The sequence below is a fragment of the Cupriavidus sp. LA-1 genome (genome assembly GCF_055385985.1).
Window position 1 is genome coordinate 134,896 of record NZ_AP031388.1, and the last position, 12,840, is coordinate 147,735.

9 protein-coding genes are annotated in these 12,840 nt (G+C 63.2%); 1 reads left to right on the forward strand and 8 read right to left on the reverse strand.

The genetic code is table 11. From position 1 onward, the window contains the following. Positions 1 to 108 precede the first annotated feature (108 nt). Genes ACZ5MJ_RS19720 through ACZ5MJ_RS19730 form a run of 3 tightly spaced genes read right to left on the reverse strand, consistent with a single transcriptional unit; the run spans position 109 to position 3,968 of the window. On the reverse strand, positions 109 to 2,358 hold the full coding sequence (locus ACZ5MJ_RS19720) for a polysaccharide biosynthesis tyrosine autokinase (RefSeq protein ID WP_464225297.1): 2,250 nt from the start codon (positions 2,356 to 2,358) through the stop codon (positions 109 to 111). A gap of 36 nt (positions 2,359 to 2,394) precedes the next feature. Then, a complete protein-coding gene (locus ACZ5MJ_RS19725; protein ID WP_464225298.1) occupies positions 2,395 to 2,832 on the reverse strand; it encodes a low molecular weight protein-tyrosine-phosphatase in 438 nt (145 codons plus the stop codon). Beyond that, on the reverse strand, positions 2,829 to 3,968 hold the full coding sequence (locus ACZ5MJ_RS19730) for a polysaccharide biosynthesis/export family protein (RefSeq protein ID WP_464225299.1): 1,140 nt from the start codon (positions 3,966 to 3,968) through the stop codon (positions 2,829 to 2,831). The genes ACZ5MJ_RS19725 and ACZ5MJ_RS19730 overlap by 4 nt, the downstream gene beginning before the upstream one ends. 931 nt (positions 3,969 to 4,899) lie before the next feature. Here ACZ5MJ_RS19730 and ACZ5MJ_RS19735 point away from each other — a divergent pair. After that, the gene (locus ACZ5MJ_RS19735; protein WP_464225300.1) at positions 4,900 to 6,189 is read left to right on the forward strand and encodes an MFS transporter; all 1,290 of its coding nucleotides are present in this window, start codon (positions 4,900 to 4,902) and stop codon (positions 6,187 to 6,189) included. Between the two features lie 45 nt (positions 6,190 to 6,234). On the opposite strand, the gene ACZ5MJ_RS19740 is transcribed toward ACZ5MJ_RS19735, so the two are convergent. The 5 genes from ACZ5MJ_RS19740 to ACZ5MJ_RS19760 form a co-directional block, all read right to left on the reverse strand. Continuing rightward, on the reverse strand, positions 6,235 to 7,323 hold the full coding sequence (locus ACZ5MJ_RS19740; RefSeq protein WP_464225302.1) for an MBL fold metallo-hydrolase: 1,089 nt from the start codon (positions 7,321 to 7,323) through the stop codon (positions 6,235 to 6,237). Positions 7,324 to 7,480: 157 nt separating this feature from the next. Next, positions 7,481 to 8,926 carry an FAD-binding oxidoreductase gene (locus tag ACZ5MJ_RS19745; protein ID WP_464225303.1) on the reverse strand — a complete coding sequence of 482 codons (1,446 nt, stop codon included), beginning with the start codon at positions 8,924 to 8,926 and terminating at the stop codon, positions 7,481 to 7,483. A 25-nt stretch (positions 8,927 to 8,951) separates the two neighbouring features. Then, entirely contained in the window at positions 8,952 to 9,758 is an 807-nt protein-coding gene (gene hpaI, locus ACZ5MJ_RS19750; RefSeq protein WP_464225304.1) for a 4-hydroxy-2-oxoheptanedioate aldolase, read from the reverse strand. A 37-nt stretch (positions 9,759 to 9,795) separates the two neighbouring features. Next, entirely contained in the window at positions 9,796 to 11,268 is a 1,473-nt protein-coding gene (locus ACZ5MJ_RS19755) for an NAD-dependent succinate-semialdehyde dehydrogenase (RefSeq protein ID WP_464225305.1), read from the reverse strand. 34 nt (positions 11,269 to 11,302) lie between these two features. Next, the gene (locus tag ACZ5MJ_RS19760) at positions 11,303 to 12,826 is read right to left on the reverse strand and encodes a UxaA family hydrolase (RefSeq protein ID WP_464225306.1); all 1,524 of its coding nucleotides are present in this window, start codon (positions 12,824 to 12,826) and stop codon (positions 11,303 to 11,305) included. Positions 12,827 to 12,840 lie beyond the last annotated feature (14 nt).

Here is a 12,840-nt window from a genome sequence, read left to right on the forward strand (position 1 = left end):
GAGGTGAAAATTAGGCGCCGTGGCAAATGTTGCGGAACGATAGCTACAAAATTTAACCCAAAGATATGATTATACAAATCACATTCTGCGCGTCCGCAGAGCCGCGTCTTACCCCTTCCGAGTCATCGACTGATTATCTGCAGAGTACCCATAATATGCATAGCGGTAACGCCCATATTTCGACCCGTAGCCATAGCGAAACGCATTCGCATCGAGTCCATTAAAGATAACCCCTTTTACATTGGCATTTGCATGACCAAGTTGCTTCGTTGCTTCTGATATTTCACCGATCGTGCTTGTATTAAATCTAGTGACGAGGAATACAGTGCCGCAACGCGCGGCCAGAATTGAAGTGTCGGCTACTGCGAGCACTGGCGGTGTATCGATTATCACGAGGTCATAGCGATCGCTAAATCGATCCAATAGCTGAATCATGCGCTCATTCATCAGTAACTCGGCGGGATTTGGCGGAATTGTACCAGTGCCGATAAAGTCGAGCCCTTCAGCCACATTGCTGTGAATGACCTCGTTCAGTTCTACCTTTCCAGCAAGTACATCGGACAGCCCAGGATTGCGAGCCTTACCAAAATATTGGTTCAAGTATCCTTTCCGCATATCCGCGTCAACCAGCAATACACGCTTGCCACCGGCGGCCGTCACGGCTGCCAGATTCGCCGAGATGAAAGATTTTCCCACGCCAGGCGTGGGTCCGGTCAGTAGCACACGGTTGTTATCTGCATCCAACATGGCAAACTGGAACGCTGTACGGAGGCTGCGCAAGCTCTCAACGGTGGGCTCATTCGCATGCCGCTCGGCAAGTAGGTATTGGCCGGACTTACGCGAGTGAATCTCTTTGGCTAGCGTCATCTGCATGTCTGAAAGCGGCACCGTGGCATAGACATTCAGACCTGTATGTTGCTCGATATCCTGCGCATCAGTAATGCCACCGTACAAGGCGTTACGGACGAAAGCTACTACCACACCCAGCATCATGCCCAAGGATGCAGCAAGGGCAGCGACAAGCCATTTTTTTGGCTTAACTGGCTCTTCTGGCACCCGCGCATTGTCCACAAGACGTACATTACCAACCTTACCTGCCTTCACCAGCTTCAACTGCTGCATATTATTGAGCAAGCCCACGTACAGGTCATTATTGACTTGTACATCGCGCATTAAACGCAAAGTGTCCTGCTCCAGGTCGGGCAGGGACTTCATCTGTTTTCCAAGGTTGCCAACCTTGCCGTTAAGTGCGGCGATCTGTTGGTCCAGCGCCCGCAGCGAGGGATGATCGGGCTGGAATCTGGTAAGCAATTCTGCGCGTTTTTGTTTGAGTTCGAGCAGGTCGGTTTCAGCCGTAACGCTCTCCTGGAGATATGCCTTGCCCTCCTCGCTCAGATTAAATGTGCCGCGCTTATTGCGCATGCTGTTGTACTTGACTTCCGCGCGATCGAGCTCGTTCTTGAGTTGAGGAAGGAGGTCGCCGAGGAATACCAACGACTTCTCAGCTTCAGCCGCCTTGCGCTTTATATTCTGTGCAACGTACTCATCGCCGATCTCATTCAGGATGGCGGCGGTGAGCACTGGGTCCTTGCCTTGGAGGGAGGCGCCGATGATGCCGCTCTGCTTGCCCTTTTCAGCAATCTTTAAGTTGTCCTGCATGTCTTCCAAGGTGCTCAGCTCAGATTTCCGAATCAACTTAAACGCAGCGCCAGGCTTCCCCTTGAGCTCTGTCACCAGCAGACGAATAGGGCCAACTTGCTGCCTGGATTCCAGCGCCTCTCCGACGCGGCCTTCGATAGGCTGGTCGAGATCACCCTGCTCTAAGCGGAACCGGCCGTCGCCCAGCGCGGTTAGCCTAAACTTCTCGCCTTCGAGTTCAACCGGCACATCGAATGTGCTGACCTGGATCGATTCAGTTCCCCAAGTGAAGCCGCCCATACCAAAGAGCCCTGGCTCAGAAAGACGTTTGGCCCGGCTGGCTAGCCATTCGCCAAAGATAGGGAAGTAGCGGGGCTTGGCATCAACATACAGGTGCAGGTTGTCAACTGCTTTACCGACCACCATGCGGGAACGCAGGATTTCAATTTCCGCTGTGGCCTCGGTTTTGACGTCGAACAGCGTGGATACATTTCCCAACAAACTACTTGCGCTGTTCGGATTGTCCTCAACCTGCACCAGGATGTCAGCCTCATAAACCGGTCGCGCCAAAAGCGCATACGCGACACCAAGCGCCAACACCGCGGCAGTAATGGCAGCGATCAGCCATCGATTGCTCAGGAGCACATCCAGATATTTGACAAGATCGATCTCGTCATCCGCCGGCGCGCCAACAGGTATGTAGGGAGGATTCTGGTTCATAGGCCAAACTGCAAATTTTGTGGATGCCGGATTGGTTCAGCCCAGTGCCCGAACTCGGGGCACCCAGGCTTGGACGCCGCGCTGGATCTGTTCGAAGGCGCGTTCAAAAGCCTCGCGCGACTGGAGGTATGGGTCGGGGATATCAAACTTGCCAAGTTCGCCGAGGCGGAATACCTTGCCTGAGGCGGCAGGGTGCCTACGCTGGATTTCGTGCTTTTGCTCGTTTTCCATCACCAGGATCAAGTCGGCCTGACTGGCCAGGATGCTTGTTAGTTGCTGCGCGCGGTGCTGCGAGATATCCAGCCCAGCCTCTGACATGAGTTCAGTGGAAGTCACGTCCGCAGGCTTGCCGATCAGGGCAGCCAAGCCGGCCGAGGCGATGCTCATGTCCGGCAATGCCTGCTGCAGCAGCCCTTCCGCCATTGGGCTCCTGCAAATATTACCGATGCACACCACGAGCACAGTCCTGATCATTTGACCGCATTCATCGTGGAAGTGAAGAAGTTCCCACTCGGGACTAGCTGGTTGATTACGCGGCTCCAGCGCACCACACCCGCGGCGTCGACATATACGACATCCCTGGGCTTGAGTTCGAAGGACTCAGCCAGCGCCAGTGCGACGGGGGATTTGCCGTCAAGGTGGAAGACCTCGGCCTCGCCGTCGCCACTCTTGCGGATGACATACAGTTCCTTGGCGTTAGCGGAATTGGGGTTGACGCCGCCAGCTTCCCCGAGGGCCTCGTTGAGCGTCAGGCGGCCATTGCGCGGCAGAACGCTGACAGGACGCACGACTTCCCCGGTCACGAATACCTTACTGTCCTCACGTTGCTCCACGCGCACGATGTCACCATTGCGCAGCAAAATGCGGGCGGGGTCGGTGCCCTGCTGCAACAGCGCTGGCAGGTTGACAAAGTAGTTCTTGCCCGCACGGGAGATGCGGATGCGGCTGTTGTCCCCCGTCAGGACATTGATACCGCCAGCCCGGTTGAGCGCCTCAACCAGGGTCATGGGCACGTCATCGATATTCTGGGCGCCAGGTGTCTTGACTTCGCCGTCCAGGTAGACGCGCTTGCTGCGAAAGGCGAGCACGCGCACGGTGAGCTGGGGCAGCGTGACGACATTCTTGAGTTGGGTACTGAGCTGTCCGCGGATTTGGTCCGGCGTACGGCCGAGAACCGTGACCACGCCGGCATATGGAAACTGGATGGTGCCCGCAGGGCTTACGACGTAGCCCGGTACGTTGGCTGCGCCGCTGTAGTTCGGTATGTCGTAAGCCGCGCCGATCGAGTACGTCTGCGTGGGGAACACAAGCTCCGGGTGATCCCACACAACGATGGAAAGGATGTCACCAACGCCAACGGTATAGGGCGCCGGTTCTGCGAACAATTCCTCCACCCCGGCGTTGACGGGCTTCGCGGATGCCTTCAGGCTGCGCACCAGCGCAGGCGTAATCCGGGTGATCTTTGGCACCGATTCCGGATCCTCGGGATCGAGCGGACGCTGGGGATCGAAGCGCATCCCTGGCGCGAGGGCGCAGGATGCCAGCAACGGTACGACCAGCAGGCAAATCACCGCCCTGCCCAACGTCAGCATGCTTGAAAACTTTGACACGACTCGACTATTTCCTTGCGACCAGAAGATCCCCGTTGCCCCCCGTCCCTGATCCGGCTTTACGGCGGTGCTTCCCGTTTTTCCAAACAATGCACACGCTCGGCACTTCCGCTTGCTTGCTATGTCTGCGGATTCTTAACCTGGCGGTGGCGGCTTAGTGTTGTTCCTCGCAGGTGCGCACTCTTTTGCGCTGCGTCACTGCGCGGACCGGCGAAGTGTATGGCTCCAATGGGTAGATCTTCAAGGCAACGCGGGCGTGTTTAGCGTGTTTTCGATCCCTACTTAAGAGTGGACCCGACAAAGGGAGGGATGTGCGTGAAGGGGTATTGAGCAAGAATCAGTAGCTCGTCGATCTTGGGAAATTCCGTCGACAATGCGCGCTTCACGGCTTGGGCCAACCAGTCGTGCCTGCAGTCTGTGTTCCTCGCCGGTGCGCTCAAATCGATACAGTTTTTCCAAGCCCTGGACGGCGCCATGGCCGACGCGCGTGTTCTCGCAAATTCCCGAAGCCAAAAAAGGAAGGGTGTAGACACGGGGACGGCCTACACCCTAACGGGAAGAAGCGAATCCTGCTCAACGGGGCTGATTATTGACGGGCTCAGGAGCGGGTCTTACCCCGCTTTAGGGGGCCCTACCCCAAGGAGGGGAAAGGTTTTGCAGCGACCAGGTACTGGGGAATGACAAGGCACAGCTAACCGCCGACAAGATTGTTAAGCGGGCTATTGACGGTGGATGGATGCGCGGACTGGACGCTCGGTCCCGCATTTTCCGCACCTCTTGCCCTGACAAAGAAGGCCGACGATAGCTCTGCAGTATTTGCAGGCAGTCGCATTTCATTGCTGCCAGTCGGCGAACCGTCTTTTGTTTCAGGCCAGAGCGCCATGGCTCATTGGGCACAAACCGGGAACCGCCAGATGTGCCCAGTCAACGCATGACTCAAGAACATTCCATCGACGGCTTTGATCGCCGTGAGCTCAGAAGGCTTATTGTCGCAACATCTCTCGTCAGCGGACTGGAGACGTTTGATTTCACCGTATTCGCCTTCTTTGCGGCGATGATCGGCGACCAGTTCTTCCCGGCGGAAGATCCGATGACGTCGTTACTGTTGGCGGTCGGCACGTTCGGTGTTGGCTTTCTCATCCGGCCGCTTGGTGCAGCGATGATCGGTACCTATGCAGACCGGGTCGGACGCCGCGCGGCAATGACCGCCACCATCACGTTGATGAGCGCGGGGACGGCACTCATTGCGATCTGCCCGCCGTTTGCAGTGATAGGGGAAGCTGCGCCGCTCATTGTCATCATCGGTCGGGCGCTGCAAGGCTTTGCCGTCGGGGGGGAACTCGGCGTTGCGGCGGCATACGTGATGGAGGCAGGACCCGTATCGCAACGGGGCCGCCTGGTCAGCTGGCAGTCTGTGAGCCAGGGCGCGGCTGCCTTGCTGGGTGCATCCCTGGGGGCACTGCTCACCAGCGTGATGTCGCCGGCCGACCTGGCTTCCTGGGGCTGGCGCGTGCCTTTCCTGGTCGGTCTTCTGATCGTGCCGGTCGGCATCTACGTTCGCCGCCACCTTCGCGAGGCGCCGGTCCTCGATACCAAACACAGAAATATCGCCACGCCGCTCGCTGAGTTGTGTCGCGAGCATGGCAGCACGGTCCTGCTCGCGGCGCTGATCAGGATGGGGTCGACGGTGCCGGTCTATATCGTCGTCTATTACATGCCGAGCTATCTGACGCGCGTGATGAACATGCCCGCCACCATAGCGTTTCAGTCGTCGACGTTGTCCGCGCTGATGCTGACAATCATCCCGCCGCTATCGGGCCTTCTCATCGATCGGCTGCCCCGCCACCGCAAGCCGTTGGCGCTTTTCACTTCGGGGTGCACTGCGCTGCTGATCTATCCGACCTTCCTGATGATTGTGCGTGCAGACAGCGTGCTGCCAATCCTGTTTGGCGCCGCACTGATCAGCGCATTGGTGGCACTTAGTACCGCCGTTGGCATCATTCTTGTACTGGAAGCGTTTCCCGCACGGGTGCGCGCCAGCGGCACGGCGATATCGCACGCGCTGAACGTGGCGCTGTTTGGCGGCACCGCGCAGTTCATCGTGACGGGCATTATCAAGCTGACTGGAGATCCTATGTCCGCAGCCTGGTACATGGTGTTGACATGCCTGCTGAGTTTCTGTGCGGTCGCGCTGCTCAAGGAGCAGCCCAGGGAAACCTGAACTAGCCTTCCCTGGCCAGGTGTCCGAGCCTCGACAGATTTGCGCTTACTTCAGCCGATACCAATAGCACCCGTCAGTGCCGCGCTCCCTCACAGCCTCCCCGCGCATCAGCAGATAGTTCAGATGGGCGATGCTTTCCCCCGTCGCCATCCCCAGCAGCCCGCCGCTTCCGGTGATGGGGCGAGAAAACAATTCCCCAAACACATCCACCGCCCGCCTCGGCGTCACCAGCGCCCCACGCAGCCGGTCCAGCGCCTGCATCTGGCTCGCCCGCAGATAGTCAATGCGCGCATGCAACCCGCGGAAGGGTTCGTTATGCGCCGGCAGCACCAGAACATCGTCCGGCACGGCGGCGCGCACCTTGTCGAGCGAGGCCAGCCAGTCCTGCATCGGATCGGCATCCGGCTCGGTCGGGAACACCGATACGTTGGAGGAAATGCGCGGCAGCACCTGATCGCCGGACACCAGCAGTTTCAGCGCCGGGCAGTACAGGCAGGCATGTTCGGGCGAATGGCCGGTGCCGACGATGACCTGCCAGTCGTGCGCGCCGATGCGCACGGTGTCGCCATCGGACAGCCGGCGGAAACTCTCGGGCAAGGCGTGCACATACTTGCCGAAGCCGCCGAAGCGGGTGCGGTAGACCTCGATCGCTTCGTCGTCCCAGCCGGCCTTGCGGTAGAACTCGATCGCGTCATCCGGGGCCGCGCGCCCGGTGTCCGCAGCCAGCACGCGGCACATCAGGTACTCCAGCCGCGTCATCCATAGCTGGCAGTCGAACTTGCCGGTCAGCCACCCGGCCATGCCGATGTGGTCGGGGTGCATATGGGTCACGAACAGGCGCGTCAGGCCGCCGGCAAGCGGGCCGCTGTCGGCGAACAGCGCGCGCCATGCCTGGGCGGTTTCCGGGGTCTGCAGGCCGGCATCGACCGCGGCCCAGCCGCTGCTGTCGCGGATGGCCCACAGGTTGATGTGGTTCAGGCCCAGCGGCATCGGCATGCGCAGCCATAGCACGCCGGGCGCAACCTCATGGGCCCGGCCGGGTTCGGGCGCGTCGCCACAGGGGTAGTCAAGCTGGGGCTTTTCGAGGGAGATGGGAGCAGCTGCGAGGGCGATGTCGGGGGATTGGGCGCTCATCGGTGTCTGGGCCGGTGGTCCGGCCGTGCTGTGCGCGGTGGCCTGGGGCGGAAATACCCCGGCTCCGCGCGTTCTGGATAGCTGACACCTTAGCCCAGATGGGCGATTCTTGCCACGCGCGCCCTGCCCTCGTTCCGTGGCCTGGAACGCTGGTGCGCTATCGGGCCGGCGCCGGCAGCACCTTGCCCGGATTGAGCAGGTTCAACGGATCCAGCGCCTGCTTCACCTGCCACATCAGTTCCAGTTCCACCTGGGACTTGTAGCGCGTCAGGTCGTCGCGCTTGGCCACGCCGATGCCGTGCTCGGCCGAGATCGAGCCGTTTTCCGCGTGGGCCATGCCGTCGACCAGCACCGAGACCCGTTCATACCATTGCGCCAGGAATGCCTTGGCGGGCTCGTCCCTGGGCCGCAGTGGGTTGAAGTGCACATTGCCGTCGCCCATATGGCCGTAGATCACCATGCGCGCGTCGGGCACCAGTTCCAGCACTTTGGCCGAGGCCTCTTCGACAAAGGCAGCGATGCGCGACAGCGGCACCGACACATCGCACTTGATGCTGCCGCCGGTGCGGGTCTGGGCGTCGGAGATCTCTTCGCGGATGCGCCAGAAGGTCTGCGCATCGGACAGGCTGGCGGCCACGGCGGCGTCGAGCACCAGGCCCTGGCTGAAGCCGGATTCGAGGATCTCCATCAGCGTGGCGTTCAGGCTTTCGGCATCGGTACCGGAGGTCAGCTCGATCAGCACCATCCAGTCATGCTTGTCCTGCAGCGGGGAAGCGACGTTGCCAAGATATTCCAGCACCAGCTCCAGCGCAGGCCGCGAGATCAGCTCGAACGCGGTCACTGCCTGGCCGGACAGGCGCTTGGCTTCGCCCAGCAGCGCGACTGCGGCCGCAGGGTCCTGCACCGCGACGAAGGCCACTGCGCTGCTGCGCGGCTGCGGCATCAGCTTGAGCACGGCGCCGGTGATGATGCCCAGCGTCCCTTCCGCGCCGACGAACAGCTGCTTGAGGTCGTAGCCGGTATTGTCCTTGCGCAGGCCGCGCAACGACGAGTAGATGCGGCCATCGGGCAGCACCACTTCGATGCCGAGCACCAGGTCGCGCATATTGCCGTAGCGCAGCACCGCGGTGCCGCCGGCATTGGTCGACAGGTTGCCGCCGATCTGGCATGAGCCTTCCGAACCGATGCGCAGCGGGAACAGGCGCTGCTCGGCCTCGGCCGCGCTGCGCGCCGCGCTCAGCGTCACGCCGGCCTGCACGGTCATGGTGTCGTTGATGGTGTCGATGCCCAGCACGCGGTTCATGCGGCTCAGGTTGACGACCACGGCGGTGCCGCTGTCGTCCGGCACGGCGCCGCCCATCAGCGAGGTATTGCCGCCCTGCGGCACCACCGGTACGCGCTGTGCATGGCACCACTGCAGCACCTGGCTGACCTCTTCCGTCGATGACGGCAGCACCACCACCTGGGCCTGGCCGCGGTAGATGCCGCGGTAGTCGGTCACATAGGCCTGCGTGTCGGCGTCGCCGCTGCGGCAGGCGTTGGCGCCGACGATGGCCTGCATCGCGCGCAAGGTGGTGTCGGGGATCGGGAAGTCGGCTGGCATGTATTCAAGGCGAAGGAGATACGGATCAGTACGCGGCGGAGGGCTTGTCGGCGGAGGCGTCAGCCGGCTGGTCACGGAACGATGCGGCAAGCTTGCGCGCGGCATTGGCGTAGATCATGACGTCCACGCCGGTGGCCACGAAGGTGCAGCCCAGGTCCAGGTAGCGGCGTGCCAGCGCCGGGTCCGACGTCAGCGTGCCGGCGGCCTTGCCGCTGGCGACGATGGTGCGCATCGCGCCCTCGATGGCGGCCTGCACCTCCGGGTGGCCGGGGCGGCCGCGGTGGCCCATCGAAGCGGCCAGGTCGGCCGGGCCGATAAAGACGCCGTCGATGCCGTCCACCGCGCAGATGGCTTCCAGGTTCTGCAATGCGGTGACGGTTTCGGCCTGCACCAGCAGGCAGATCTCGTCGTCGGCCACGTCGAGGTAGTCGGTGCGGGCGCTCCACCGCGAGGCGCGCGCAATCGCGCTGCCCACGCCGCGGATGCCTTGCGGCGGATAGCGCGTGGCGCTGACCAGCGTGCGGGCCTGTTCGGCGGTATCCACCATCGGCACCAGCAGGCTGCGGGCGCCGATGTCGAGCAATTGCTTGATCAGCGGCACTTCGCCGGCGACGGCGCGCACCACGGGCTGGACCGGGTATGGCGCCACGGCCTGCAGCGCGTGCAGCGTCGAGCGCAGGTCGTTGGGGGCGTGCTCGCCGTCGATCAGCAGCCAGTCAAAGCCTGTGGTGGCCGACACTTCGGCCAGGTACGGCGTCGCCATCGACAGCCACAGGCCGATCTGCGCCTGGCGCGCGGCCAGTGCGGTCTTGAAGGGGTTGTTTGCGGGCATGGGGGTATCCGGTTCGAAGATCGATGGGCCCGGCGCTTCAGCCGAGCTGGCCCTGGCAAAGGTACTTGGTATGCATGTAGTCGTCCAGCCCGTGGCGCGAGCCCTCGCGCCCGTAGCCGGATTCCTTGACGCCGCCAAACGGCGCCGCCTCGGCCGCGATCGCGCCCTCGTTGATGCCGACCATGCCGGTTTCCAGCGCCTGCGCCACGCGCCAGATGCGGCGGATGTCGTTGGAGTAGAAATAGGCGGCCAGGCCGAACGGGGTGTCGTTGGCGTCGCGGATCACCTCGGCTTCATCGCGGAAGCGGAAGACTGGCGCGACCGGACCGAAGGTCTCTTCGCACGACAGTTCCATCGCCGGGGTCACGTCGACCAGCACCGTCGGCGCGTAATAGTTCGGGCCATCGGCGGTGCGCACGCGCTTGCCGCCGGTGACCACGCGCGCGCCCCTGGCGACGGCGTCCTCCACATGGCGCGCGATCTTGTCGACGGCGCGGGCATTGATCATGGGGCCGATCTGCGCGGCGTCCTCGGTGGCCGGGCCGACGTGGAGCGCGCCCACGCGCTGTGCCAGGCGCTCGACAAAGGCGTCGTGCACGGTGTCATGCACGTAGACCCGGTTCGGGCAGACGCAGGTCTGGCCGCCGTTGCGGAACTTGGACGCCATCAGGCCATCGACCGCGGCATCCAGGTCGGCGTCCTCGAAGACGATAAAGGGCGCGTTGCCGCCCAGCTCCAGCGACAGCTTCTTCAGCGTGGCAGCCGATTCGCGCGCCAGGTGCTTGCCCACCGGCGTGGAACCCGTGAACGTGATCTTGCGCACGCGGCTGTCGGCCAGCCAGGCGTCGACCACGCCCGGCGTGTGCTCGCGCGAGGCGGTGACGATGTTGATGACGCCGGCGGGCATGCCGGCCTGCTGCGCCAGCCACACCAGCGCCAGCGCGGTCAGCGGCGTGTCCTCGGCGGGCTTGGCCACCACCGTGCAGCCGGCAGCGAGCGCGGGGGCGATCTTGCGGGCAATCATCGCCAGCGGGAAGTTCCACGGCGTGATCGCCGCGACCACGCCCACCGGTTCCTTCAGCACCAGCAGTTTGCGGCCCGGCACGGCTTCGGCAACGATGTCGCCGCAGATGCGGGTGGCCTCTTCGGCAAACCACTCGACGTACGACGCGCCGTACTGCACCTCGCCGCGCGCTTCCTTCAGGGGCTTGCCCTGCTCGGTCGAGATGATGCGCGCCAGGTCTTCCTGGTGCGCGAGGATCAGCGCATGCCAGCGCTTGAGCAACTGGGCGCGTTCGCGCGCGGGCCGGCGGCTCCAGGCCGGAAACGCGGCCGCGGCGGCATCGACGGCAAGGCGGGCATCGCCGGCGTCGCTGTCCGGCACGTTGGCAAAGGTTTCGCCAGTGGCCGGGTCGGTGACCGGCAGGCGGGCGCCAAGGCCGGCATCGCCCCACTGGTCGTCAATCAGGTTCTGGCTGCGCAGCAGCGCTTGCTCGGAGAGAGTCAGCATCCGTGTAGTGGGAGAAGGATTTGCAGGAAGCGGCTTAACTGACGATGCCGAGGTGCCACGGCACGAACTCGTTGTCGCCCAGGCCCAGCACTTCGCTCCTGGTCGGCTCGCCGGACGCCGCGCGCAGGATATGTTCGAAGATCCGCTGGCCCATCTGCGGCACGGTCAGTTCGCCGTCGAGCACCAGGCCGCAGTTGATGTCCATGTCTTCTTCCAGCCGGTGGTACATCGCCGAGTTGGAGGCCAGCTTGATCGTCGGCGCGGGCTTGGAGCCAAACATCGAGCCCCGCCCGGTGGTGAAGCAGATCAGGTTGGCACCGCTGGCAATCTGGCCGGTGACTGCGACCGGGTCATAGCCGGGCGAGTCCATGAACACAAAGCCGGCCTGGTCGATCGGCTCGGCATACTCGTACACCGCCTGCAGCGGCGTGGTGCCGCCCTTCATGGCCGAGCCCAGCGATTTCTCGAAGATATTGGCCAGGCCGCCCTGCTGGTTGCCGTGGCCGACCACGCCGTTGAACTGCGCGTTATGGCCGGCGGTGTAGCGCTCCCACCAGGCCAGGCGGTCCAGCAGTTTCTGGCCGACCTCGGGCGTCACCGCGCGCCGCGTCAGCATGAATTCAACGCCGTGGATTTCCGGGGTCTCGGACAGGATGGCGGTGCCGCCATGGCGCACCAGGATATCCATCGCCGCGCCCAACGCCGGGTTGGCGCTGATGCCGGAAAAGCCATCCGAGCCCCCGCACTCCAGCCCGATCTTCAGGTGGCTGGCGGATACCGGCTGGCGCACCGCGGCATTGGCCGCGGGCAGCATCGATTCGATCGCGCGGATGCCGGCGGCAATGGTGGCGCGCGTGCCGCCGCTGTCCTGCATCACCAGCGTATGCACCGCGGGACCGGGTTCCAGCCCCTGCGATTCCACCAGCGACGCCACCTGGTTGCGCTCGCAGCCCAGGCCGACAATCAGCACGCCGGCCAGGTTGGGATGGCGCGCATAGCCGGCCAGCGTGCGGCGCAGCACGTCGAAATGCTCGCTGGGCGACGACATGCCGCAGCCGCTGGTCTGCGCGAAGGCGACCACGCCATCGACATTCGGATACGCAGCCAGCCGCTGCGGCGTGAAATGCGCGGCAATCTGGCGGATTACCGTGGACGAGCAATTGACCGACGACAGAATGCCGATGAAATTGCGCGTGCCGACGCGCCCGTCCGGGCGCACAAAGCCGTTGAAGGTGGCGCGTTGGGCCTCGGGCACGTAGTCCACCGGACGCACGTCCTGGCAGAACGCCGGGTCGCGGTAGAAATCGACCAGGGTCAGGTTATGCGAATGCACGTGGTCGCCCTGGGCGATATCGCGCGCGGCCACGCCGATGACGGTGTCGAACTTGCGCACCGGCGTGCCGGCCGCGATGGCGCAGGCCGCGATCTTGTGGCCGGCCGGCACCTGCGCGCGCACGCGCACGGCGGGGTCGGCCAGCTGCTGGCCAAGGCTGAGGTCGCTGCGGGCGACCAGCACGTTGTCGTTGGCGTGCAGGCGGATGACGGGATTGGGATTCACTTGGACTTTGCCCT

Excerpts from the sequence above, each read along its gene's own strand:
- ACZ5MJ_RS19720 (WP_464225297.1), bottom strand. The coding sequence starts at position 2,358 with ATGAACCAGAATCCTCCCTACATACCTGTTGGCGCGCCGGCGGATGAC.
- ACZ5MJ_RS19725 (WP_464225298.1), bottom strand. The coding sequence starts at position 2,832 with ATGATCAGGACTGTGCTCGTGGTGTGCATCGGTAATATTTGCAGGAGC.
- ACZ5MJ_RS19735 (WP_464225300.1), top strand. The coding sequence starts at position 4,900 with ATGACTCAAGAACATTCCATCGACGGCTTTGATCGCCGTGAGCTCAGA.
- ACZ5MJ_RS19740 (WP_464225302.1), bottom strand. The coding sequence starts at position 7,323 with ATGAGCGCCCAATCCCCCGACATCGCCCTCGCAGCTGCTCCCATCTCC.
- ACZ5MJ_RS19745 (WP_464225303.1), bottom strand. The coding sequence starts at position 8,926 with ATGCCAGCCGACTTCCCGATCCCCGACACCACCTTGCGCGCGATGCAG.
- hpaI (WP_464225304.1), bottom strand. The coding sequence starts at position 9,758 with ATGCCCGCAAACAACCCCTTCAAGACCGCACTGGCCGCGCGCCAGGCG.
- ACZ5MJ_RS19755 (WP_464225305.1), bottom strand. The coding sequence starts at position 11,268 with ATGCTGACTCTCTCCGAGCAAGCGCTGCTGCGCAGCCAGAACCTGATT.